General features: G+C 29.7%; 23 protein-coding genes. All 23 read left to right on the top strand.

The window, feature by feature from the left end; translation table 11 throughout:
• The first annotated feature begins 12 nt into the window (after positions 1–12).
• The 23 genes from G9F71_RS13865 (at position 13) to hutH (ending at position 25,962) form a co-directional block, all read left to right on the top strand.
• Positions 13–660: a NeuD/PglB/VioB family sugar acetyltransferase gene (locus G9F71_RS13865; protein ID WP_164949709.1), complete on the top strand. Its 648-nt coding sequence runs from the start codon at positions 13–15 to the stop codon at positions 658–660.
• A gap of 4 nt (positions 661–664) precedes the next feature.
• Positions 665–1,720: a nucleotidyltransferase family protein gene (locus tag G9F71_RS13860; protein ID WP_164949708.1), complete on the top strand. Its 1,056-nt coding sequence runs from the start codon at positions 665–667 to the stop codon at positions 1,718–1,720.
• Positions 1,721–1,737: 17 nt separating this feature from the next.
• Positions 1,738–2,730: an NAD-dependent 4,6-dehydratase LegB gene (locus tag G9F71_RS13855; RefSeq protein ID WP_125003096.1), complete on the top strand. Its 993-nt coding sequence runs from the start codon at positions 1,738–1,740 to the stop codon at positions 2,728–2,730.
• A gap of 21 nt (positions 2,731–2,751) precedes the next feature.
• Positions 2,752–3,855 (top strand): LegC family aminotransferase, encoded by a 1,104-nt coding sequence (locus G9F71_RS13850; RefSeq protein ID WP_164949707.1) that lies wholly within the window; start codon positions 2,752–2,754, stop codon positions 3,853–3,855.
• Positions 3,856–4,015: 160 nt separating this feature from the next.
• Positions 4,016–5,428, top strand: a complete 1,413-nt coding sequence (locus G9F71_RS13845) for a lipopolysaccharide biosynthesis protein (RefSeq protein ID WP_164949706.1) — start codon at positions 4,016–4,018, stop codon at positions 5,426–5,428.
• Positions 5,429–5,463: 35 nt separating this feature from the next.
• A complete protein-coding gene (locus G9F71_RS13840) occupies positions 5,464–7,182 on the top strand; it encodes a CDP-glycerol glycerophosphotransferase family protein (protein ID WP_164949705.1) in 1,719 nt (572 codons plus the stop codon).
• A 3-nt stretch (positions 7,183–7,185) separates the two neighbouring features.
• On the top strand, positions 7,186–8,625 hold the full coding sequence (locus G9F71_RS13835; protein ID WP_164949704.1) for a polysaccharide deacetylase family protein: 1,440 nt from the start codon (positions 7,186–7,188) through the stop codon (positions 8,623–8,625).
• A gap of 54 nt (positions 8,626–8,679) precedes the next feature.
• Positions 8,680–10,179 carry an O-antigen ligase family protein gene (locus tag G9F71_RS13830; RefSeq protein WP_224626406.1) on the top strand — a complete coding sequence of 500 codons (1,500 nt, stop codon included), beginning with the start codon at positions 8,680–8,682 and terminating at the stop codon, positions 10,177–10,179.
• 20 nt (positions 10,180–10,199) lie between these two features.
• The gene (locus G9F71_RS13825; RefSeq protein ID WP_164951426.1) at positions 10,200–11,534 is read left to right on the top strand and encodes a glycosyltransferase; all 1,335 of its coding nucleotides are present in this window, start codon (positions 10,200–10,202) and stop codon (positions 11,532–11,534) included.
• Between the two features lie 53 nt (positions 11,535–11,587).
• On the top strand, positions 11,588–12,577 hold the full coding sequence (locus tag G9F71_RS13820; protein ID WP_164951427.1) for a D-glucuronyl C5-epimerase family protein: 990 nt from the start codon (positions 11,588–11,590) through the stop codon (positions 12,575–12,577).
• A gap of 19 nt (positions 12,578–12,596) precedes the next feature.
• Positions 12,597–13,646 (top strand): non-hydrolyzing UDP-N-acetylglucosamine 2-epimerase, encoded by a 1,050-nt coding sequence (gene wecB, locus G9F71_RS13815; protein WP_125003113.1) that lies wholly within the window; start codon positions 12,597–12,599, stop codon positions 13,644–13,646.
• Positions 13,647–13,657: 11 nt separating this feature from the next.
• On the top strand, positions 13,658–14,728 hold the full coding sequence (locus G9F71_RS13810; protein ID WP_164951428.1) for a glycosyltransferase family 4 protein: 1,071 nt from the start codon (positions 13,658–13,660) through the stop codon (positions 14,726–14,728).
• Between the two features lie 25 nt (positions 14,729–14,753).
• On the top strand, positions 14,754–15,785 hold the full coding sequence (locus tag G9F71_RS13805; RefSeq protein ID WP_164943517.1) for a glycosyltransferase family 2 protein: 1,032 nt from the start codon (positions 14,754–14,756) through the stop codon (positions 15,783–15,785).
• Between the two features lie 28 nt (positions 15,786–15,813).
• Positions 15,814–17,064 (top strand): O-antigen ligase family protein, encoded by a 1,251-nt coding sequence (locus G9F71_RS13800; protein WP_164951429.1) that lies wholly within the window; start codon positions 15,814–15,816, stop codon positions 17,062–17,064.
• Between the two features lie 43 nt (positions 17,065–17,107).
• Positions 17,108–17,761, top strand: a complete 654-nt coding sequence (locus G9F71_RS13795; protein WP_164951430.1) for a sugar transferase — start codon at positions 17,108–17,110, stop codon at positions 17,759–17,761.
• 93 nt (positions 17,762–17,854) lie between these two features.
• Positions 17,855–18,574 carry a WecB/TagA/CpsF family glycosyltransferase gene (locus G9F71_RS13790; RefSeq protein WP_164951431.1) on the top strand — a complete coding sequence of 240 codons (720 nt, stop codon included), beginning with the start codon at positions 17,855–17,857 and terminating at the stop codon, positions 18,572–18,574.
• Positions 18,575–18,606: 32 nt separating this feature from the next.
• Complete coding sequence (locus tag G9F71_RS27595; protein WP_411956138.1) at positions 18,607–19,713, top strand: glycosyltransferase; 1,107 nt, start codon at positions 18,607–18,609, stop codon at positions 19,711–19,713.
• Positions 19,714–19,804: 91 nt separating this feature from the next.
• The gene (gene murJ, locus G9F71_RS13780) at positions 19,805–21,358 is read left to right on the top strand and encodes a murein biosynthesis integral membrane protein MurJ (RefSeq protein ID WP_164951433.1); all 1,554 of its coding nucleotides are present in this window, start codon (positions 19,805–19,807) and stop codon (positions 21,356–21,358) included.
• A gap of 53 nt (positions 21,359–21,411) precedes the next feature.
• The gene (locus G9F71_RS13775; RefSeq protein ID WP_164951434.1) at positions 21,412–21,966 is read left to right on the top strand and encodes a nitroreductase family protein; all 555 of its coding nucleotides are present in this window, start codon (positions 21,412–21,414) and stop codon (positions 21,964–21,966) included.
• A gap of 486 nt (positions 21,967–22,452) precedes the next feature.
• Positions 22,453–22,695: a hypothetical protein gene (locus tag G9F71_RS13770; protein ID WP_164951435.1), complete on the top strand. Its 243-nt coding sequence runs from the start codon at positions 22,453–22,455 to the stop codon at positions 22,693–22,695.
• 299 nt (positions 22,696–22,994) lie between these two features.
• Positions 22,995–23,159, top strand: coding sequence for an aspartyl-phosphate phosphatase Spo0E family protein (locus G9F71_RS13765; protein ID WP_164951436.1), 165 nt, complete (start codon positions 22,995–22,997; stop codon positions 23,157–23,159).
• 227 nt (positions 23,160–23,386) lie between these two features.
• The gene (locus G9F71_RS13760) at positions 23,387–24,247 is read left to right on the top strand and encodes a DMT family transporter (RefSeq protein WP_164951437.1); all 861 of its coding nucleotides are present in this window, start codon (positions 23,387–23,389) and stop codon (positions 24,245–24,247) included.
• Positions 24,248–24,438: 191 nt separating this feature from the next.
• Positions 24,439–25,962 carry a histidine ammonia-lyase gene (hutH, locus tag G9F71_RS13755; RefSeq protein WP_164943509.1) on the top strand — a complete coding sequence of 508 codons (1,524 nt, stop codon included), beginning with the start codon at positions 24,439–24,441 and terminating at the stop codon, positions 25,960–25,962.
• Positions 25,963–25,964 lie beyond the last annotated feature (2 nt).

Below are 25,964 nucleotides of genomic sequence, written 5' to 3'. Positions count from 1 at the left end.
TGGGGTGATATTATGGAGAAAATCGTACTTGTAGGTGCAGGTGGTCATTGCAAGGTTATTATAGACATTATAAAAAGTACTTCTAAATATGATATAGTGGGTGTAACGGACAAAGCTTATGCATGTGGTGAAGAAGCCCTTGTATTAGATATACCTATAATAGGTGATGACAGCATTTTAAAAGAGCTATACAATACTGGAGTAAAAAATGCCTTTGTATGTGTTGGTGCACTTCAAAATATTGTGCTTCGAGATAAGATATACATGGAACTTTTGGCTATAGGCTTTAATATACCCGCACTTATACATAAGGGTGCAATAGTTTCTCCTTATGCAAATGTAGCCTTTGGAACTTGCGTAATGGCTGGAGTCATAATTAATCCAGGTGCATTCATAGAAGAGAATTGTATAATAAACACTGGTGCAGTAATCGAGCATGATTGCAAAGTGCAAAGAAATACCCATATCTCACCTAGGGCTTCTATAGCCGGAGGGGTGAATGTTGGCTGTAATACTCATATAGGTATGGGTAGTTCTATAATTCAATCAGTACAGATAGGGAATAATGTAATTATAGGAGCCGGAGCTGTGGTTATTGAAAATATAGTAGATAATGTAGTTGCAGTAGGAATTCCAGCAAAAATTATAAAGCGCAGGTGATATTATGAAATTTTCAATTGATAAATATTGTATAGGAGCTAGTTCTACAATAAAAGAAGCTATGGTGGTTATAGATAAAAACTTAACTGGTGGAGCTCTAGTTGTAAATGAAAATAATGAACTGGTGGGGACTATTACAGATGGCGATATTAGGCGGGCTATACTTAAAGAGGCTAGTATAAGTGATAGTATAGAAAACACATATTTTAAAAATTTTAAATTTGTAACAGAAGAGCATAGTAAAAAGAAAGCAAAAGAATATATGCTAAGCAATAAGATAAGACAGGTACCTGTTATTGATAAAGATAAAAAGCTTATAGACTTATACTTTTTAGATGATATAATCTCTTATGAGAAAAAGGATAATTATGTTTTTATTTTGGCGGGAGGTCTAGGTACTAGGTTAAGACCATTAACAGAAACAGTACCGAAACCTATGCTAACAGTTGGTGATAAACCCATATTGGAGCTTATAATAGAACAATTTAAAGAATATGGTTTTACAAACTTTATTATTTCACTTAATTATAAAGGAGAAATAATAGAGGATTACTTCAAAAATGGAAGTGAATTTGGCGTAAAGATAGAATATATTAAAGAAACTAAAAAACTAGGCACAGCAGGTTCAATAGCCTTAGTAAAAGAAAAATTCACCAAACCGTTTATAGTTATAAATGGCGATATACTAACAGGAATTGATTTTGAAAAATTTTTAAATCATCATATAAAAAACAACTTCAATATAACAGTAGGCGTTAGAAATTATGAAATTAATGTTCCTTATGGAGTATTAGTTACGGATAATATGCTTATAGAGTCTTTGGAAGAGAAGCCTACATATAAATTTCATATTAATGGTGGAGTATATGTGGTTAATCCTGAAATTGTAAAATACATAAAAGAAGATGAAGTTTACAATATGACTGATTTAATAGAAGATGCAATGAATAATGATTACACGTCAGGTATATATGAGATAACTGAGTATTGGAAGGATATAGGTCAAATAGAGGACTATAGAAAGGCCAACACGGATATTCATAAATTTTTTAAAATATAAGAAAAGGGGTAGATGAAATGAATTGGCAAGGTAAAAAAGTTTTAGTTACAGGTGCAGAGGGATTTATAGGAAGTCATTTAACAGAAAGATTAGTAGAACTTGGAGCAGATGTTACGGCACTTGCTCAATATAATTCCTTTAATAACTGGGGATGGATTGACACTTTTGATAAAAAGACTAAAGATAGCATTAAAGTTGTTACTGGAGACATAAGAGAATATGATGGAATGAAAAGAATTATAAAGGGGCAAGAAGTGGTGCTTCATCTTGCTGCACTAATTGCAATTCCATATTCTTATCTTTCACCTATGGCCTATGTAAGAACAAATATAGAAGGTACTACCAATGTTTTAGAAGCCTGTAGAGAATATGATGTTGAGAAAATTGTGCATACCTCGACGTCTGAAACCTATGGCACAGCTCTTTATGTGCCAATTGATGAAAAACACCCAATGCAGGGTCAATCTCCATATTCAGCATCAAAAATAGGAGCAGATAAGATGGCAGAAAGTTACTATAAAAGCTTCAATATGCCAATAGCTACTCTAAGACCCTTTAATACTTATGGACCAAGACAATCAGCAAGGGCTGTAATCCCAACAATAATATCACAGATATTGGCAGGTAAGACAGAGATTAAACTTGGAAGTTTAACTCCAACTAGAGACTTTAATTTTGTAAAAGATACTGCAGAGGCTTTCATAAAAGTTGCTGAAAGCGAAAAAACTATTGGTGAAGTTATAAATGCTGGTTCAAACTATGAGATAACAATAGGAGACACAGTTAAAAAAATAATAAGTATAATAGGAAAGGACGTAAAAATCCTTTGTGATGATGAAAGACTAAGACCAGAAAATAGCGAAGTTAATAGATTATGGGCTGATAACACTAAAATAAAAGAATTAACAGGCTGGAAGCCGAGTTATAGTATAGATAAAGGTCTTGAAGAGACAGTTGAATGGATAAAAAATAATATGCAGTATTTCAAGACAGACATATACAACGTATAAAATAAACAGGAGGTTTTTATTGTGATACCATTATGTATACCAGAAATTAGAGGCAATGAGTGGAAATATGTGAAGGACTGTATAGATACTAATTGGGTATCTTCAGTAGGCAGTTACGTTAATTTATTTGAAAAGAGATTTAGTGAATATGTTCATAGCGAAAGTGCAGTAGTTACTAATAATGGTACAGCAGCACTTCAATTAGCATTAGTAACTTTAGGTATAGGTGCAGGAGATGAAGTTATAGTTCCATCATTAACCTTTATATCTCCAATAAACACTATAAAATACGTAGGTGCAGAGCCTGTATTTGTAGACGTATGTAGAGATACCTTTGTTATGGATGCTGAAAAGATAGAAAGCTTAATAACACCTAAAACAAAGGCTATAATGCCAGTACATATTTATGGTCATCCAGCAGATATGGATAGGATTATGGAAATAGCACAAAAGCATAATCTGTTTGTTATAGAAGATGCCACAGAAGCACTAGGATCTACTTATAAAGGCAAAATGGCTGGTACCATAGGACATATGGGTTGCTATAGCTTTAATGGAAATAAGCTTATAACTACAGGCGCAGGTGGAATGTTTGTAACTAACAATTTAGAATATGGAAATAGAGCGAAATTCTTATCTACTCAAACAAAGGTAGTTACTGAAAACAAAGCTTTTTACCATCCTGAAGTAGGATATAATTTTAGGATGCCAAATCTTCTTGCTGCTTTTGGAGTGGCTCAACTTGAAAATGTTGAAGAATATCTAAAGGTAAAAAAAGAAAATGCAGTTTATTACAATGAATTTTTAAGTGAGGCTCATGGAATTACCTTACCAATAGAAAAAGGGAATGTAGAAAATTGTTTTTGGCTATACTCAATCTTAGTTGAAGAGGAGTATGGTATTACCCGAGACGAACTTATACAAAAATTAAGTGAAGAAAAAATAGAAGCAAGACCTTTCTTTATGCCTATACATGGTATGCCACCATACAGTGATTGTACCCATGGAGATTTAAGTGTTACAAAGGAACTTTATGCGCGAGGAATAAATCTTCCAAGTTCTGTAGGACTTAAAAAAGAAGATATCGAAGCAGTGTGTAATATTATTAAAAAATATGTAAAATAAAATTAAAAAATAACAGATAGGGATACTGGTCCATATTATTTTAAAGATATATTAATATGGACCGGTATTATTTATCATTGTAGTGCATAAAAAATAGATTGCTATAGCACTAGTTATTTTTAAAATAAGCAATATGAAATATTAGTAAGGGGATAGAAGTTTGAATGCTTTAGTTAAAAAAATGTATAGCAGCAAATTGGTAAAAAGTGGAATATGGTACACTATAGGAACATTTTTCCTACAAGGTATCGGGTTTTTAACGCTTCCTATTTTTAATAGATTGCTCAGTCCCACAGAAAATGGTGTAATTACCATATACACTACCTATGTTGGTGTATTTACTATTCTTATTGGCATAGGCCTTGAATCTGCTGTTTCTAGAGGTAGATTTGATTTTAAAGAGGACTATGAAGAATTTTTATCTTCTTTGCTTTTTCTGGCTAGTATAACCTTTGTAATATGGTTAGCAATTGGAATTATCTTCAAAAATCCTATCTCAAATATGATAGGAATAAAGCCAGATTTAGTAATTCTACTCATTGTACAAAGTTTTTTTGGTTTTGTACTTAGCTTTGCCAGCACAAAATATTCTATTGAATATAAGTATAAGAAATTTTTATTTATTTCTATAACAAGTACGCTAATAAACGTTGGTTTATCAATTATTTTAATAATGGGATTAACTAATAACAGATATTATGGAAGAATAAAGGGTGGAGCGTATGTTACAATAATTTATGGAGTAATACTATATGCTATATTTATGATTAAAGGCAGAAAGTTAATAGCTTTAAAATACTGGAAGTATGCACTACCTATTTCTCTTCCTATGATTTTTCATCAACTTTCATCAATAGCATTGACTTCCTCTGATGCTGTAATGATAAGTAAAATCGTAGGTGATGCTGAAACAGGTATTTATGGATTTGCATATAAAATGGGACTCATAGTAAGTATTGCTTGGGCTGCGTCTAATAAAGCTTGGGTACCTTGGTTTTTTGAAAAGATGAAGGAAGAAAACTATGATGAAATTTCGGAAAAAACAAAGTATTATATAATTTTATTCTCATTTATAACCTTTATTTTAATTTTTATATCTCCAGAAATAGCAATGATTTTAGGTACAAAGGCATATTCACAAGGAATAGGACTCGTACCAATCATAATGATAGGTTATTACTTTGTTTTCTTATATAGTCTACCAGTTAATTTAGAGTTTTACACAAAGAAAACTAAATATATAGCAACAGGAACATTTATGGCTGCAGTAGCTAATATAGTTTTAAATCTGATTTTTATTCCCAAATTTGGATATGTAGCTGCTGGGTGGACAACTGTTGTATCATATTTATTGCTTTTTTTGTATCATTATATAATAGCTTTAAAAATATCTGACGTAAGAGTCTTTAATGTTATGCACTTTATATATGGAATTTTGTTTATAGCCGTATCTAGTGGGATTTTTTATTTCATTAAAGACATATGGGTTATAAGATATGGTATAATTACCATGGTTTGTTTAATAACAGTTTTTAGCTTTAAGAAGAAAATTGGTGTTCTTTTAAATAGATAATCTACTGACATATAGTAAAAGGAAAGTGATATAAGTTGAATACGTTAATATATACAAATCAGTGTAAGGAAATGGTAAGTAGCAATGGAAAAGTTGATATAGATAAATATTTAGTTAGTTCAAATATCGATGGACGCTCATTTTGCTTTCTTAAGTTTTTAGAAAATCAACAAATCGATGGGAAGCAAATGGAGGATTTATGCAGCTACGATGGCATTCCATTATATTATTTTAATAGGCCAACAATATTTTTAAAACTAAAAATATTAATAACCTGTATAACTATTCTTCAAAGAGTTACATTGGAATATGGTAAAGATTTTTTAGTCCAAACAGATAATGAAATTATGAAGATGGCAGCTGAAAAAGTATTTAATTTAAAGACTACTGAAGCTACGAAAGAAAATAGTGATAAAAAAAATAGTGGGTTAAACAATAAGTATAAGCTATTTCACAGACAATTCTCAGGGGCTCTGCAGTACTTAAGGTTTAAAATGATTAAAAGCAAAAGCTCAAATATGCTTATATGCTCTCATGCAGGTTCACTGAATTTAGTGCAGGACGCTAAAGCAAACAATCGCTATTATGATACTCAAATAGGTCTTGTAACTGAAAAATGTAGAAGTAAATTTAATGTGTTAAATCTTCAACTATTGAATAGTGTAGAACTAATAGATAAAACATTTAATTGTAATGAGAAGTTTGTGCCTTTTGAATTATTTATTGCTTATAAGAGATTTATAGGTGAAAAGCTTATAGATAATTCAAAGTATAAAGATGAACTTAGCAAGCTTTCGAGTTTTAATTATCAGTTTGAGGACTATGACCTAAAAGAACTTATGCTCTGTTATATTTTGAAGGATTTAAAACATCAATCTAAGTCTTACTTAATAGAAACCTTATCTGCAGAAAGGTTTCTAAGTAAAAATAAAATTGAAAGATGTTTGATTATTGATGAAGGTGACAGAGGTCGATGCTTTATTATTGCTGCAAATAGACTAGGTATAAAAAGCTTTGCATCGCAACATGGAGTAATTAATAAAAATTCACCTGCATATGCAATAATATCAAAATTTGGGCAGCTGATAGTTCCTAAAGCTACTTTTTTTTGGGGAGATAAATATAAGCAGCTCCTTTTAGAAAATTCTAACGCCTATAATGATAAAAATATAAAAGTAGTGGGTCAAGTAAGAACAGATTTTTTAGTTAATAGAAAATATAATGATTCAGAATTAAAAAAAGAAAGTATAAAAATTTTGTATTGTACTCAATATTTTGTAGATTTACTAGAACCTGCAACAATAATGTTATTTAAAGCACTGAATTTGTTAAAAGAGCCTTATGAACTTATAATTAAGCTTCATCCCATTGATTTATATTATGACTTCTACACGTCGAAAATAGAGGAGTATAATATAAATAATGCTAAAATCCTAAAAGATGGTGACTTATACGATCTCATTAATTGGAGTGATGTTATTGTAAGTGTTCATTCTACAGTTGTCGTTGAGGGAGCTCTTTTAAATAAGCCATCTACATGTATTCTACTTCCAAAATATAATGATGCAGGAGGTTTTGTTCGTGATGGTGTTTCAGTTGGTGTAAGCAATGAATTTGAATTAGCAAAAACACTAGTAAAACTAAAAGATATTGATATTAAAAAGGATGAAGGTATTAAGCAATACCTAGATGAAAATTTCTATAAAGTAGACGGTAAGGTTAGTGAAAGAATTTTTAATATTGTAGGTGAGTAAGTTATGAAATTTTTAATCGTTTATGAAAATGAAAAATTTAAAAATCAGATAGAGTATGCATCACAGATATTATTTAGTAATTACTGTGTTGAATATTGCATTGTACCATATTCAAAATTTAATCCTACAGATTGCAAATGTGATTTAATTATTTATTATGGAAACAATTTAGAATGTGACTTTGCAAATATAATTGTTACGCAGGGTTCTCTTTTTGGAGAAAATTATTTACATAAATATTCCTTGCTTAGTAATGTTGAATTTTATGAGGGAATACCAGTATTCTTTACTAATAAAGTCTGTGATCTTTACATCAAAGAAAAGCAAGAAAAAATAATATTTAATATTGACGTTTTTCAGACCATATTTTATTTTTTAACATGTTATGAAGAATTTGTTTTTGATGAGTACGATGATAAAGGAAGATTTAATATAGTGAATTCTATTTTACATAAATTCAATTTGCTATCACGACCAGTGGTTAATGAAAATATATGTTTGTTTATTAGTGTTTTAAATGAAAGATTTAATATGGACATTGAAAGAAAAGATTTATGGAAGGGGAGTGAGTATGCGGTAATGTTATCTCATGATGTTGATATCATTACACAGCACCTATCCTTTAAAAGAGAAATAAGATTATTACTTAGTATGATTTTAATTGATAGAAAGCCAAAGCAAGTATTTAAAAGAATGAGTGATTTTATTAATATTAAAATACTAAAACTGCAGAAAGATCCCTTTGATACTTTTGATTATATTATGAATATGGAAAGGGAGAAAAAATTTAAATCCAGCTTTTACTTTATGGCAGATAGAAAAACTTATGATTTGAAAAGTAATAGAGTAAAAGAAATTTTTAAGAAAATATTGGACAATGGATGTGAGATAGGATTTCATCCAGGACTCAATACTTCTAATGATAAAGAGAATTTTAAAAATCAACTTGCCATATTAGAAAATAATATAGAGGATACTTTTGTTTTGGGGGTTAGGCAGCATTATTTAAGTTTTCATAACTCGAGAACATGGGTTATTCAAGATGACTGTAAGTTGCAATATGACTCTACGGTATGTTTTCCAGAACAGGCAGGATTCAAGGTAGGATACTGTTTGCCTTATCAGACTTATGACTTAACTAATAATTCATCTTTAGATTTAATTGAAATTCCATTAATATTAATGGAGGGAAGCCTTTTTGATTATATGAATTTGAATTATGAGGAGTCCGTGGAATATATTAAAGAGCTTATTTTTCAAGTGCAAAAATATAGTGGAGTTTTCGCTACATTATGGCATAATTCAGCTATAACAAGCCAATATAATAAAAATTCAAAACAAGTGTTCAAGTGGTTATATTCATATTTTGAAAAACAAAATTGTATTGTCCAAAGTGGAATTAACATTTATAAAATGTTTTTAGGGCAAACTTATATAAAGTAAACATGAACAATTCATAATTATTCAACACATTATAGGAATACCAGGAGGTAATAAATGAATTTACTAAAGGATATTAAAGATGGGTCAAAGGAATATTTAGATTATTTATTAAAATATAAAATGTTAATTTTAGTAGCATATTTAGTTTGTCAATTAGGTATATATATGCTTATAGGAAAAACCAATTATTTTATATTTGCAGCTAGTTTTTTTACAACAATATTTATAATTAGTTCATTAGTTTTAATGTTAAAGGATTCAAAAACTGCCATACTAATATATAATATTTCCATACCAATACTGCCTATGCAGTTATACTTATTAAATAGATTGAATCAAAATAGTATTGGTGCTACAATGTATTTTGTATATTTTATATTTTTAATTATTGGTATAAGAAAAGAAAAATTCAATTTTAAAAAGATTAATATAAAAAGCAAATATGGAATAGTTACTATAGTATATTTTTTCCTAGGTGCTATTGCCCTAATTTCATCATTGCGAAGTGCTTATAAATTTGAAGCATTTAGATTAACATTTATCGGAGTCATATTTATGATTCTTTATAGTTTAATATTGATATGTTTAGAAACAAAGCAGCATGATTTTTATAAAAAGATTATTTTGTTTTTATGTATAGGAGTTGCAATATCAGGAATACCAGATACTTTTATAGCTCTATATAGTCTAATATTGAGTGGAGAAAACACTCACCTCTATGGAGTATTAGGCAGTAATTTTATGCTTGGATACACTTTGATGGTGCTTCCATTTATACTAATATATGCTGTTAACAAAGAAATTTCAGGCAAGTATAATTCTATATATAAGTTACTGTTACTGGTTGAGATTGTTAATTTATGTACTCAAAGATCTAGAGGTATATTGGGTGCATTAATAATAGCCTTTGTAGCTATTATTATAATAGATTATAAAAATTATAAAAAATATTTAATAGTATCCTTAGTAATACTAGGTTGCATTACTTTTAATGTATCCCAACGAGGTGAAATGACAGAGATAACGGAATCCATTGTAAATTCTGGAGTGCCTAAAGTTGAAGGAAATACAGGAAGTGATAAAGGATTCTTTTATCAATTAGGTGAGCAGGCTCGGAATAGAAGTCCTATCTGGTCAGCAGCATTTAGAATGATAGAAGATCATACTTATGTTGGTGTAGGCCCAGCTAATTTCAAGTATTATTTTCAATCATATGCACCGGAACTAAAAAAAGCATACATTGATGCTCATAATATATTTTTAAATGTAGCTGCTGAATTTGGGGTGCCTTTTGCACTAGTATTCTTCTTCTCTTGGTGGGGTACCATGTTTAAATCTTTAATATATGGATTTACTAAAAAGAAAAAATATAATAAAAGCATTATACTGCCCACATTTATAGGTATGACCTCACTTATGGCATATGGTAATGTTACAGGTCAGGCATTCATTACTTCAAAGCATCCTATAAGCGTAGTTCCAGCATTTGTATTAATTAGTTTAGTGACTATTTTATTAATAACAGTAAAAGAACAAACTATTTCAAATAACTAAAAGTAAATTGAGGTGTTAAAGTGAGTAAAAATGTATTATCAATATTGTATTTTTTTCCACCCATGGGTGGAAGCGGAGTTCAAAGAACTTTGAAATTTGTTAAATATATGCCGCAATTTGGATATAATCCAATAGTTGCAACTATTAAGGCCGGTCATAATTTTGCATATGATGAAACTTTGCTTTTAGAAGTACCAAAAAGTGTTGTGGTATATAGATCAAATTCTGGAGAGACCTTATGGGTTAGAAATATAATTGAAAAATTAAGTGCTATAAGAAAACCTAAAGTTGCATCAAACGAAGATAACAAAAACAGTAGTAGCACTACTGTATCAAAGCAAAGTTCACCAGGACTCAAAGAAAGAGCATTTAGGTTCATTGAGCTTAATTTGTTAGTACCTGATAGTAAAATAAGATGGTATAAACATGCAGTAAAGGATGTTTACAATATTTTAAAAAAGGAAGATATTCAATATATTTTTTCATCCTCATATCCATATACTGTACATTTGATTGCGCTACAAGCAAAGAAAAAAACAAATCTCCCATGGGTAGCTGATTTTAGAGATCCATGGATAGGAAATTCACCAATGACTGTGGGTCATTCAGAAAAGAGAAAGAAAAAAGAAGAAAAACTTGAGGCAGAGGTTGTAGCCTATGCTGATAAAATAATTATGGTTACAGAACCTATATGTGAAAATTACAAAAAAAGATACCCTCAGTATAAGGAAAAATTTGTTACCATTACTAATGGATTTGATGCTAATGATTTTGAAAAGGTGAAAGTTGTTAAAGAAGAAAAATTCACTATATGTTACAGTGGTATTGTGGCAAAAGGACAAACACCAGAGACACTCTTAAGAGCAACAGAGCGATTGTTTAATGAAGACGATGAATATAAAAACAACATAAAAATAAAGTTTATTGGATTTATATTAGAAGAGTACATAAATCTAATTGCAGCATCGAGCATTTATGAAAATTTCGAAAAAATTGATTATATGCCTCATTCTCAGTGCATTTCACATATGAAGGGTGCAGATATTAATTTAATAATACTCTCAGATGAAGATGAGAGCAGAACTGTGTTTAGCGGTAAAATTTTTGATTATATAGGATCTCAAAGACCAATTTTAGGGATTATGCCTTCAAATGGTGTAGCTTCAAATTTAATAATAGATAAAGAAATTGGATATTCATATGATCATGGGGATGTAGATGGTGTTTACAATTTTATAAAAAGTAATTATGAAAAATGGAAAAATAAAGAAGATACTAATACTAATGCCGCAGAAAAATGTGTGGAATTTGAAAGAAAAAATTTAACAAATCAACTAGTGAATTTATTCCAGTAAATTCACTAATTAGTTATACTTTTTAAGATATTATAGAGGAGAGGAAAATCTACATGAATATTCTTCAAATGGTTAAAGCTTATGGAAGTTTAATTTTTGGGAAACAAGATTATTGGCATCCAGATATGATAGCCAATAAGAACTGTAGTTTAAAGAAAATTGACCAATATTATGTTGACACAAAACCTAAGCATAATTACATTGGTAAGATGGATGAAAATAATATACCTCTTTTAGAAATGGATGGAACATATTATTATTTTCCAGTAACTATTGCGCAGTATGCCTTAGGAAATTTTGATAAATATATAGAGACGAAAGATAAAAAATATTTTGATGTTGTTATAATTTGTGCAGAATGGTTTGTATCAAACCTGCAGGAGACATCAAAAGGTGTCTATGGATATGCTAATGATTATGACAAGATGACCTATGGGCTTCATAAGCCTTGGTTATCCTCACTATCGCAAGGACAACCTATGTCTGTTCTTGCAAGATGTTATTCTGTAACAAAAGATAAAAGATATTTAGATGTTTGTGAAAAACTTCTTATATCTTTTGAAGTTAAAAGTGAAGATAAAGGAGTGCTTGCGCTACTCAGTAACGGATATTTTTACGAAGAATATCCATCTAAAGAGCCTTCTTTTGTATTAAATGGATTGATTTTTTCACTTTGGGGATTATTGGATTTTAATATTGTATCCAATAATAAAAAAGCTTTAGAATTATATAATAAAGGTGAGAAGACGCTTTGTGATAATTTACCTTTATTTAATATTAAAGGAATAAAATGGTCGAGATATGACTTATATAATTTTAAAATTCATAATATAACAAGTATTTTTTATCATAAGCTTCATATAGAACAGCTAAAATCAATGTATACTTTAACAAATAATAATTTATATCGAGAATATTATATAGCTTGGGAGAAATCCAAAAATAATATAATTATATATATTATTGCCACATTATATAAGATTGCACATAAACTTTCTGTAAGAAATCAAAGCAATTATGTGCCATCAATTTCAGACAAATAAGGATAAAAGGTGAGATTAGATGAAAATATTAACGGTAATTGGGGCTAGACCGCAGTTTGTCAAAGCATCAATGGTTTCTAATGCTTTGAGAAAAAATAATAATGAAATTATAATACATACAGGGCAACATTATGATGATAACATGTCTAAAGTTTTTTTTGAAGAATTAGATATCCCAAAACCGGATTATAATTTAAATATATGTTCCGGCAATCATGGGTATCAGACAGGAAATATGCTTATAAAAATTGAATCAGTGCTGCAAAAAGAAAAACCAGATTGTGTTTTAGTTTATGGAGATACTAATTCTACTTTAGCTGGTGCGCTAGCATCAAGTAAAATGTTGATACCACTTATTCACATAGAGGCTGGACTTAGAAGTTATAATATGACTATGCCAGAAGAACAAAACCGTATTCTTACGGATCATATATCAAATATTTTATTTGCACCTACAAAAACTGCTGTTAGCAATTTAAGTAAAGAGGGAATAGTTAAGAATGTATACAATGTAGGCGATGTTATGTATGATTCTATATTACATTTTAATAAAATTGCTGAAAAAAAAACCAACATAATGAATATACTTAACTTAAATAAAGAAGAATATATATTAGCTACTATTCATAGAGCTGAAAATACTAATGATTTCAATAGATTAAAAAACATCGTAGAAGCATTGAATGAAAGTGAAGAAAAAATAATACTTCCATTACATCCTAGAACTCAAAAATATATAAGTGAATACGGATTGTCTTTTGAAAAAAATGTTCAAACTATTCAATCTGTTGGTTATTTAGAAATGGTGATGCTGGAGAAGAACTGTAAAAAGATAGTTACTGACAGTGGTGGAGTACAAAAGGAAGCATTTTTTCTTGACAAGCCTTGTATTACGCTTCGAGAAGAAACTGAATGGATTGAAACCGTAGAAAATGGATGGAATATACTTGTTGGAGCGGATAAGTTGAAAATAAAAGATGCTATTTTGCAATTTAAGTGTAATGAACCTAAGAATGGATATTTTGGATTTGGTGATGCAGTAAAAAAAATTGTTGATATTATAGGATAGAGGTAGATGAGATGAAGATTTGCTTTTTAGGAGATGGTAATAGTATTCATATTAGAAGATGGTTAGATTTTTTTCATGAAAGGGGTCATGAAGTACATTTAATAACTTTTTCTAATGTGGTCCACAAAAATATTATTGTACACAAAATAGGCAATTTTGATATAAATATTAGCGGTGGTAATTGGCAGTACGTTTTTTCAACAATGAAAATTAAAAAGCTAATAAAAAAAATGAATTTTGATATAATAAATGCGCATTTTGTAACTAGTTATGGGTTTTTAGCATCACTATCTGGGGCAAAGCCTCTAGTAGTATCAGCCTGGGGTACAGATATACTTGTGGCACCTAAGAAAAATAAGATATATAAAGCTATTACAAAATATGCATTAAATAGTGCACAGCTAATTACATCGGATTCGAATTTTATGAGTGAAGCAATACATCAGTTAACAAACACTGATGTATTGACTGTGCCCATGGGAGTTGATCAATCTTTGTGCTATAAGGATAGAAAAGAAAGCACTGATGAAATTAAAATTTTAAGCTTGCGTACTGTTAATGTGAATTCCAATATTGATATAATTGTAAAAGCATTTGCAAAGCTACTTGCAAGTAATGAAAAATATAATTTTAAATTAATTATAACTAATGATGGACCAGAAATGGAAAATATAAAGGCACTTGTAAAACAGTTGAATGTGGAAAAAAATGTTGATATTAAAGGATTTGTAAATAGAGATGACTTAATAGATCTTCTGTATTGTTCACATATGCATATTACTATACCAGATTCAGATTCAACATCTGTAACACTACTCGAAGCTATGGCATCAGGTATAATAACCATTGCTTCAGACATACCTGCAAATAGAGAGTGGATCCATCATAAGAAAAACGGGTTAATTACAGAAAATATTGATGTTGAAAGTCTTAAAACATCTATGGAGCTTGCATTGAATGATTCAGAGTTTAAACAAAAGGCTTCTAGATTAAGTAGAGAAGTTATATTGAAAAAAGCTATTTGGGATCAGAACATGCAATTGGTGGAACAGAAATATTTAGCTTTGCTAAAAAACAATTAGTTTAAACTCAATTAGGAGTGATAAAATGAATGGTGAAGAAAATGTAAAAGTATCTGTAGTTATTCCCTGCAGAAATGAAGAAAAATACATAGGAAAATGTCTACAATCCATAATAGATCAAAGCTACGGAATGGAAAATATTGAAATTTTTGTTTGTGATGGCTGTTCAAATGATAGTACTTTGGATATAATAAGTGAATATAGCCTTAAATATCCTCAGATAAAATTAGTAATTAATGAAAAAAGAGTGGCACCTACAGCAATGAATTTAGGAATAAAAGCTGCGGTAGGCGAAATAATTGTAATTTTTGGTGCTCATGCCTATATGGATAAGGATTATATAAAAATATGCATAGAAAAACTAAAAAGTGAAGACATTGCTTGCGTGGGTGGAAGAATTATAAACATTAGTGAAGACAGTACGGCAGAGGCTATATCACTCGCTATGGCCTCACCATTTGGTGTAGGAAATGCACTGTTTAGGTTTTCAAATGTAGAACAACTTGTTGACACCGTTGCTTTTGGAGCTTATAAAAGAAGTATATTTGATGAAATAGGATATTTTGATGAAGAGCTTGTACGGAATCAAGATGATGAATTGAATTTTAGAATTACTAAAAGTGGTAATAAGATACTTCTAGCCCCTGATATAATATCTCATTATTATACAAGAGGATCTTTTAGTAAACTTTGGACACAATATTTTCAGTATGGTTTTTGGAAAGTTAGAGTAATTCAAAAACATAAAAAACCATCAGCAGTAAGACACTTAGTTCCATTATTATTTGTCCTCAGTTTAATGGGGGGAACCCTATTAAGCCCATTTTCTAAGATTGTTAGATATTTATTTTCGACAGAAATATTACTATATTTAGCAGGTGCTATTACCTTCGCCTTAAAGGCTTACAGTGGGAAAGTAAAAAATGCGCCTAAGATGATATTGTCATTTTTGATATTACATTTAAGCTATGGAATAGGATTTTTAGAGGGATTAATAGTGTTTTACGTTTTGAAATCTAATAAATCTGTTGAGAAGAACACAAAATCATCAAGATGATTTTTATCAATTGAAATGAGGTGGAGAAGTGGATTTATCTAAAAAAATTTTATTTTTAACAACCTGTGCTTACATTATGTTATTACCATTAATTCCACAAGACATTGTACTTGCAGGAATACCTTTTACTGATTTACTTTTAGCGTTGTTAATCTTTGCATATATTGTAAATTTAGTAATGTCTAAGAAAAGTAGAGAAAATTTTATTAATGCACTAATAGATTTCTTCACAGATAAATTGAGTATATTTATGGCCATATTACTTGCCATAATGTTTGCATCTACAATTTATGCTGTAGACAAAACACTAGCATTAACTGAAAGTGCAAGATTTATATCTTATGTCTTTATGTATTTTATTATAAAGTATGAGTTCAATAATAAGAAACAAGTTAAAATTCTAATAAGATGCTATATATTTATCTCCACTGTACTTTGCAGCATAGGTATTGTGCAATATTTTACAAGATTTGGATTAGATGAAAAATATGTAAAAGCGTTTTTATTTGAAGGACATATAAAGATATCTTCTACACTTTCTCATCCCAATGCTTACGCTGGTTATTTGATTTTAATAATTTTCCCAATTATTATGCTAAGTATTTATGAGAAAAATAAAAACAAAAAAATCTTTTATATACTACTTTCTATATTAGTCTTTACAAATATACTTATGACTTATTCTAGAAATGCATTATTAGGTTTTGCATTAGGGTTAGTAGTACTTGCACTACTTTATAGCATTAAAATAATTTTTGCCCTTGGAGGTTTTGGGGTCTTAATTCTTTTAATTCCTTCTGTTTTTCAGAGGGTTCAAGATATTTCTAATTCATCCCAAAATGTGTCAAGGATAAAGCTTTGGAAAACAGCACTAATGATGATAAAGGAACACCCAATACTAGGAGTTGGAAACGGAAACTATGTAACTCAATATGACACTTATATTCAAAAATATAGATTGGATTATAACTCATATACCCATTATCCAGCGCACAATTCATATTTGAAAGTACAAAGTGAACTTGGTATAGTTGGAATAGTTTCTTTCTTAGGAATAATAGTAACGGCATTATCTAGAGTTAGAAAATTATATAACACAGCTAGTGATAAGTTTAATAGAGCATTTTATATGGGTGTAATGGCAAGTATGGTTGCTTTTCTATTTATGAATTTTTCAGATAATTTATTTTTTGTACCTAAAACGACAACTTTTTTTTGGTTTTTGTTAGCTACTGCAGAGGCACTATTGCATAGCGAAAGTTCTAACATAAATTCATAAAAAAATACTAATATATTATTAAAGGCAAAAGGTAGGAGTAAATATGCAAAACAATACTATTGAAATTGATATACAAAAACATATACATGATAAAAAGCTTCATTTTATTATGAAACGCCTAATGGATATAATTCTATCCACAATAGGAATCATAATTTTATCACCATTATATTTAGCATTAATAATTGCAATAAAATTAGATTCAAAAGGACCTGCGTTATTTAAACAAATCAGAGTTGGTAAGGATGGCAAAGATTTTACTATTTATAAATTTAGAACTATGATAGTTCAAGCTGAAAGTAAAAGAGAACTTAATATAGACCCAAATGATTTAGAAAATTTCGTATTTCAAAGTAAGTCAGATAATAGAATAACAAAGCTCGGAAAATTCTTAAGACGCAGCAGCTTAGATGAAATTCCACAACTTTTTAATGTTTTGTTTGGACAAATGAGTCTTGTAGGGCCTAGACCTGAAATACCTGAGGTAGTTAATTATTATCCAGAAAACTATCGTCAAAGATTTCTAGTTCTGCCTGGTATTACTGGACTTGCGCAAATTAGTGGAAGAGGAGAGATTGAACTGGGAAAAACTATTTCTTATGATCTGAAATATATTATGGATTTCACTCTTGCATTAGACATAAAAATCCTCTTTTTAACAGTGGTATCTGTATTTAAAAAAGAGGGTGCTTATTAATCATTCACTAAAATTACCGGTGATTTAATCACTTATTATATATGATGCATTTTTGTGGAAAATTTACAAAATGTAGATTATTGGAGGAGTTTTATGATAACAAAAATTTTTCAATATGAAATTTTTAATAACAACATGGAATCATTGCTGAGAAGTATAAATAATTTTGAAAAAGTACACATTATTTCAGGAAATCCAGAAGTGCTAAGCAATGGACTACAAAATAATATATTGTTTGATAATTTCACTAGTAAAAATGCTATCATCATTCCAGACGGAATTAGCACTGTAATATGTTCAAAAATTGTAGGGCAACCGGTGAGCGAAAAAATTGCTGGTATAGAACTTATGGACTCTTTAGTAAAAAAATGTGAAAGTGAAAACCAGGGAATATATTTGCTAGGCGCTACAAAGGAAACAGTAGATATGTGCAATATTAATTTGCGTACTAAATATAGAAAGTTAAATATTCTAGGCAGTCATGATGGATATTTTGAAATAGACAATTGTGAAGAAATATTGCAGGAAATAGAAAAGGTGAGTCCTAAGATTTTATTTGTTGCAATGGGATGTCCAAGACAAGAGTTATTCATAGCAAAATATATGGACAGACTTCCTTGTAGTGTATTTATGGGTGTTGGAGGAAGTTTTGACATTATAGCTGGTAATCTTAAACGTGCACCTAAATGGATGATTAGTATAGGACTGGAATGGTTATATAGGGTTGCTAAAGAGCCCTTTAGAATTAAAAGATTGTCTTCTATACCTAAATTTATTTTAATGGTTATAAAGGATAAGCATAAACGCAAATAATTTGAAGCTATAAAAAGGAGTACAAGGAGGGGATCCACATTAAAGTTTTACATATCATATCTGGTAATGATAATGGTGGGGGTGGAAACCACGTATTAAACATATGCAATAAATGTAATGAAAATTTTGAAAACATAATTGGTTGTGTGGGAGAAGGTCCACTTTACTCAAAAGCTAAAACTATAGGTGTTAGCTTTAAACTTTTTACAAATAAGCTTAACAATAGGGAGCTAATCCATTATATAAACCACAACTCTATAAATATAGTGAATTTCCATGGTGCGAAACCATTTTTAATGCATCTAATTTTAAAAAGAAAATTAAATGTGCCTACAGTAGCTGTAATTCACAGTGATTTTAGATATGATTTTCTTAATAATAAAGTAAAATATTTTATTTTTACTCCTCTTAGTATTAGGGGGTTAAAAAGCTTTAATAATTATATTTGTGTATCAAATAACTTAAAGAAATTATTAGAAGAAAAAAAGTTTACGGGGAGCAAGGCAGTTGTAAACAATGGTATAGATATAAAAAAAATTACTGTTGTGACCTCAGCCCAAGATATGCGAAATGATTTAAAATTAAACCAAAAGGATTTTGTATATGTTATGGTTGCAAGATTGCATCCTATAAAAAACCATAGGGAAGTACTACTGGCATTTAGTAAATTAATGCTTGAATTCCAAGATGTAAAATTGATTTTAGTTGGTGATGGGGAGCTTAGACTGGAATTAGAGAAGTTAATAGTGGAATTAAAACTAGAAAGCAAAGTTATTATGACTGGAAATGTAATAAATCCCATAGACTATATAAATTGTTCTAATGTTAGTGTTTTGGCTTCTTTAAGTGAGGGTGGAGCACCGCCATTAACTGTTTTAGAATCAGGAATTGTAGGAAAAACTTTGATTTATACTGAGGTAGGAGACTTAGAGTCCATATTAGATGAAAATAGCGGATATAAAATAGAAAACCAAAGCAATGGAAATATTTACGAAGCTATGAAAATAGCGTATTTAGATGTGAATAATTTAAATGCAAAAGGTGATAATTTATATAGCATTGTTGTAAAAGAATTTACTATAGAAAAGTTTTGGGAAAATTATTTTAGAATTTATAAGAGCATACTAAAAAATAAATAGTGTGCTTTTTAATATAATTTCTTTTTATTAAAATTAATAATAAAGAGTTGTGGAATGATAATCTACAAATTTATAAAAAATGGAGTGTAGGATGAAAGAGAACAAAGTTTTAAAAAGTTCAATGATTGTAATGCTGTTTGTAATACTTGGAAAGGTGCTAGCTATAGTACGAGATAGCTTAATGTTTTCTAAATTTGGAACTTCTTATGCAACAGATGTATATGTATGGTGCTTTGGTGTGGTATTTCTCTTTACTAGTTTAGGCTATGGACTTAGTACAACTATAATACCAATTCTTACGGAATACATTGAGACAAAAGAGTTAAGTGAGAGAAATAGTTTTGTAAATAATGTGACTAATGTTTCCATGATATTAACTGTAATTATTACAGTAATTGGTATATTATGTTCTTATTATATAGTGTATTTTTTTGCGAATAATTTATCAAAGGATCCAATTATATTTAACCAAACCGTAAAAATACTAAGAATAATGTTCTTATCAGTGCTATTTTTACCACTTGGAGGCATTGTGGCAGGGGCACTTCAAGCTCATAAAGAAATATCTATTCCCTCGGCCATGGCGGCAGCATCAAATTTAATATACATAATTTATTTAAGCTTATTTGTAGATAGATTTGGTCTTACAGGCTTTGCAATTACAACGGTACTTGCCTTCTTTGTACAATTCGTGATTAATGTGCCAAAGTTTAAAAAGCTAGGGTACAGGTATAAAATAGAAGTGGATTTTAAAAATAAAGACCTCCAAAAAATGTTATTATTAATGATGCCAATTATAATCAGTACTGCAACCATGCAATTTAATTTATTTATAAATAGATCTTTTGCCATGAGCTTATATGAAGGAGCTACTTCAATTCTTGAAGCTGCAAATAAGGTAACATTACTTACATATGAGGTTTTTGCTGTAGCAGTTTCAATGATAATATATCCAATACTTTCTACATTTATAGTTCAAAATAATTATGGTGAGTATAAGAAATCCTTAGTTAAATCAATTAATATAATAAATTTAGTTATGATACCTGCAGCAATTGCAATAGTGATATTAAGAGAACCATTAATTAGTGTATTGTTCTTAAGAGGGAAATTTACCATAGGTAATGTTAAATTAGTTTCTACGGCATTAATATTCTATTCGCCAACTATGATAGCTTATGGGGTTCGAGACATATTAAATAGAGCATTTTACTCTGCAAAGGACACTAAAACACCAATGATTTATAGTGTGGTTGGTGTTGTAATAAATATTATTCTTAGTGCTATTTTGTACAGGTATATGTCAGTACCAGGACTTACATTATCATCATCAATTTCATCTGTAGTTATTACTTTGATGTTACTAATTCAAATGAATAAGAAATTTAAGGGAATTGATTTTAATTCAATGATTAAAACGGTATGGAAAATATCTATAGCATCTATTATTATGGGCGTTGTAGTATACTTTATTAAAAAAATATTTATAATGTACTTGGCACCAACTTTTATAGTTAATGCGATGATTTTACTTCTATGCTCAATCCTAGGGATGATATTCTATTTTTATTTAACAAACCTTTTAAAAATCAAAGAGTCTATGTATTTATTGGATGTTTTCAAGCAAAAAATTGCAAAAAAATAGCTACATTAATTATGCAATAATTACACATACTAAAATTAAAGGAGTGTGAGTATATGCAATTTTATGATGTAGTCAAATCAAGAGAAAGTATTAAAAAATTTAAGAATACCCCCATAAATGCAGAAAAATTAGCTAGAATGATTAATGCTGCCATGATGTCACCTTCATGGAAAAATAAGACTTCTTACAAATTTATTCTAGTTGATGAAAAAAGTGAACTAGAACAAATTTCTAAAGCTATAATGAATAAGGATAGTTCAGCAGCACAGTCAATACTAGAGGCTCCAATGACAGCTGTTGTAGTTGCAAATCCAGATAATTCTGGTGAAGTAGAAAATAAAGAGTATTATTTAGTGGACAGTGCAATAGCTATGGAACATTTTGTTTTAGCCGCTACAAATGAGGGCTATGGAACTTGTTGGATTGCTGCAATTAATGAAGAGCTTATTAAAAATACATTATCAATTCCAAAAAATTATAAAGTAGTTGCCATAACTCCTATTGGAGAAATTGTTGAAAGTAAAGAGCATAATGATAAAAAAGATATGAAGGATTTTGTATTTATGAATTCTTGGGATAATCCTTATTCTGAGAAAACTGAAAGTTAGAACACTGAAAGTGAGTAGATCAAAATAAACGTATTTAAAGTAATAGTTAAAGACCCTATAGCTGCAAATGCAGAGCTACACATAAGCATTGTAGCCATAAGCTAGTCATACCAACAAAATAATAGATAAACTAAACACCTAGATTAATAGTTTAGGTGTTTTAGTTTATCTATTATTTATTTTTTATAATCTTCTATAAATTTTTCTAAAATAACTTCTACTTGTTTAGATGGAGTTCTTTTTTCTTGTTCGCATAGTCGCATCCGTGGTGACCTCCTACTACGCTAATGGGTGTAACTTAATCTAAGTGTAGGGTATGTGAAGTGTCGAGGTCCGGCATAAGGAATTGAAGTCTACAGGTGGGGTGTTACTAGATCATATACAATTATATTTAATTTAGGTGCTTTTTATTTTATCTTAAGAAAAGGTATAGAATAAAAGATTATAAGAATAATAAAAATATAATGAATGAATGGAGATGAAACAATGACAAATATAAAATCTGAATATACAAAATTAGACAAAGAAAATCAAATAGTTGAATTAACTTATTATATGAATACGGAAGTGTCAAAAATTATATTTGATTTAAAGAATGATAAAATTAACGTGAGTGGAAGTTTGTATAACTTAATTGGATATCAGGATTCCGAAGAGGATAAAAGTAAATATGAAGAATTTTTAAAAACACAAAAGGAACTTGCAAAAGAAAGGCTTAATAAAATATAAAATTATTAATAAAAGAGAATCTTATTTTTTAGAAATACCTTTAAATATATCAATAGATTGCGATCGCGCTCGAATGCTTTATAGTCAAAATTGTTAGATAAAAGCACTAGTAATTTCCACTATTACCCAGGCGGGAGTGCTATCAAAAAAATTAACGATAGTAAGACACGACACAACCAAGGGCATTCGTAAGAGTGTCTTTTATAATACATTAAAATGGAGATGTCTTGAAGCTATTTGCAATTATATACAATCATAATCCTACTTTCACTACAATTGTTAGTGGAAGGAGGGATATTATGACACAATTGAAAGAAATAACACAAAAAATTGAAGAACTCAGAGCTTTAATGCATCAGTTAATGAATGAAAAAGAAAAGTTAACTGACCCAGAATTAGTAGTGCTTAGCCAAAAGCTAGATGATCTACTAAATGAATATGATAGATTAATAAATAAAAGTTAATAATCTATCGTATCAAATCAATAATTGTACAGCAATTAAGAGGACTTTAACAGTCCTCTTTCTAATCTTAAAAATAATATAAAGGTAGGTGAAATTTATGAACACAGAAACAGTAGAAACTTAGCGCTATTATTTATACATAAATGATGAAAAACTTACATAAAGGTGATACAATTTAGAAGCTATTAAATTGCTATTTATATAATTTGAACGTAAGGGAGATTACTATGGAAAAAACAAAAGGAATTTTATTTATTATTTTATCTGCTATTTCCTTTGGACTTATGCCAATCCTTGCAAAGTTATCATATAGGGGAGGTGCAAATGCATATACTACATTATTCCTTAGGTTCTTTTTCGCAGCAATTATGCTTTTGTATTATTTGAAATCTAAAAGGATATCTTTAAAAATAACTAGAAAGCAATTATTTTTAGTAATAATAATAGGGGTTTTCGGCTTTGCATTTACGTCTACAAGTCTATTTATCTCTTATAATTATATAAGTATTGGAATGGCAACTATGATTTTCTATACATACCCTGCTATAGTTACTTTATTTTCCTATGTGTTTTATAAGGAAAAAATGTATCCTAGAAAAATCATATCCTTAATTATTTCTACAATAGGTATCTATATTTTAATTGATAGAGGAAGTGCTAGCTTTAATTTAATAGGGATAATACTGGCAGGTATAGCTGCAGTAATGTATTCATTGTATGTGTTAGGTGCATCTCATAAGGAATTTAGGGTTATAAACAGTTATGTCTTAACCTTTTATATATCCTGTGCATCTGCTGCCTTCATGTTTATGGCAGCAATCACTACTGGAAATTTTGATATGCATATTTCTTTTTATGCGCTTGTGGCAATTTTATTATTATCATTAATATCCACAGCGGTAGCACTAATGGCATTTTTAGAAGGTGTTAGAATAATAGGTCCTTCCAAGGCTTCAATTTTTAGTACTATTGAACCTATTGTTGCATTAACTCTAGGAATAATAGTTTTAGGGGAATCTATATCAGTTAGGATTATCATTGGAAGTATAATGATTGTATCATCTGTAGTGATATTAACAAGAGAATAATTAGAGTTTTAAACCCTTTGCGTTTCTATTTTGATAGATTTATATCTTAATGTGTAACAGTTTACCCTAGTAATACATTAACGAATTAACAATATTCGTAATATTCAATATGAATTTTAAAGAGGGTTATTGGAGGTACATAAAGAATATTAATACTACTAACTAAATTATAAAAGCTGGAGGGAAAATATATGACAGTGATACAAATTAATGGAAATGATCTTACTTTAGAGCAAATAGTGAAAGTTGCAAGAAAAGGATACAGGGTGGAATTAACTAAAGAGGCAGAAGAAAGGGTTATTAAATCTAGAAATATTGTAGATGAAATAGTAGATAACAATAAAGTTATTTATGGTATTACCACAGGGTTTGGTAAATTTAGTGATGTAACAATATCCGGAGAGGATTGCAAGAAATTACAAAGGAATCTGATAATTTCTCATGCTTGTGGAACTGGAAAAAGTTTTTCAAATGAAATTGTAAAAACTATAATGTTACTCAGAGCAAATGCTCTTGCAAAAGGGTATTCTGGAATAAGACTAAGTACACTAAAAACATTAATAGAAATGATTAATAAAGGAATAAATCCAGTAATTCCTGAAAAGGGATCACTTGGAGCCTCAGGAGATTTAGCACCACTGTCTCATATGGTTTTGCCAATGCTTGGAGAAGGATCTGCAGAATTTAATGGCGAAATTTTACCTGGAAAAATAGCAATGGAAAAGGCAGGCTTAGAAATAGTAGAGCTTACAGCTAAAGAAGGTTTGGCACTTATAAATGGAACACAAGTTATGACTGCAGTGGGAGCACTAGCTGTATATGATAGTATTAATTTATTGAAAATAAGTGACATTGCAGCGGCATTAAGTTTAGAAGCACTTAGAGGTATAAGAGATGCTTTTGATCCGAGAATACATATTTTAAGACCACACAGAGGTCAAATGCAAACTGCTAAAAACATTTTAAACCTAACAGAGGGAAGTACATTTATAACCTCTCAAGGAGAGATAAGAGTACAAGATGCTTACTCACTAAGATGTGTACCTCAGGTTCATGGTGCAAGCAAAGATGCATTAGAGTATATTAAAAGTAAGGTGGAAATTGAAATTAACTCCGTTACGGATAATCCAATAGTTACAGAAGAAGGGGATGTTATCTCTGGAGGTAATTTTCATGGACAACCTATGGCAATAAGTTTTGACTTTTTAGGAATAGCAATGGCTGAAATGGCTAGTATTTCAGAAAGAAGACTAGAGAGACTTATTAATTACCAACTAAATGATTTACCAGCTTTTTTAGTAAAAGAGGGCGGTTTAAATTCAGGATTTATGATAACTCAATATGCAGCGGCAGCCTTAGTGTCTGAAAATAAAATTTTAGCACATCCAGCATCTGTTGACTCTATTCCCTCATCTGCAAATCAAGAAGATCATGTAAGTATGGGAACTATAGCAGCTAGAAAAGGCAGAGATATTATTGAAAATGTTCAACGAGTTTTAGCAACTGAGATTTTGGCATCCTGCCAGGCTATAGACTTTAGAGAAGGCTATACTTTAGGGGTAGGTACAAAGGAAGCTTATAAAGTGGTTAGAGAAAAAGTACAGTTTATTGAAAGAGATGTGGTTATGTATATTGAACTCGACAAAGTTACTAATTTAATTGCAGATGGATCAATAGTGGAAAGCGTAGAACAAAAGGTAAAGGTAATAGTTTAAAT

The organism is Clostridium sp. FP2 (assembly GCF_011065955.2).
GTDB classification, from domain to species: domain Bacteria; phylum Bacillota; class Clostridia; order Clostridiales; family Clostridiaceae; genus Clostridium_AD; species Clostridium_AD tagluense.
This window is presented reverse-complemented; position numbering and strand designations above follow the sequence as displayed.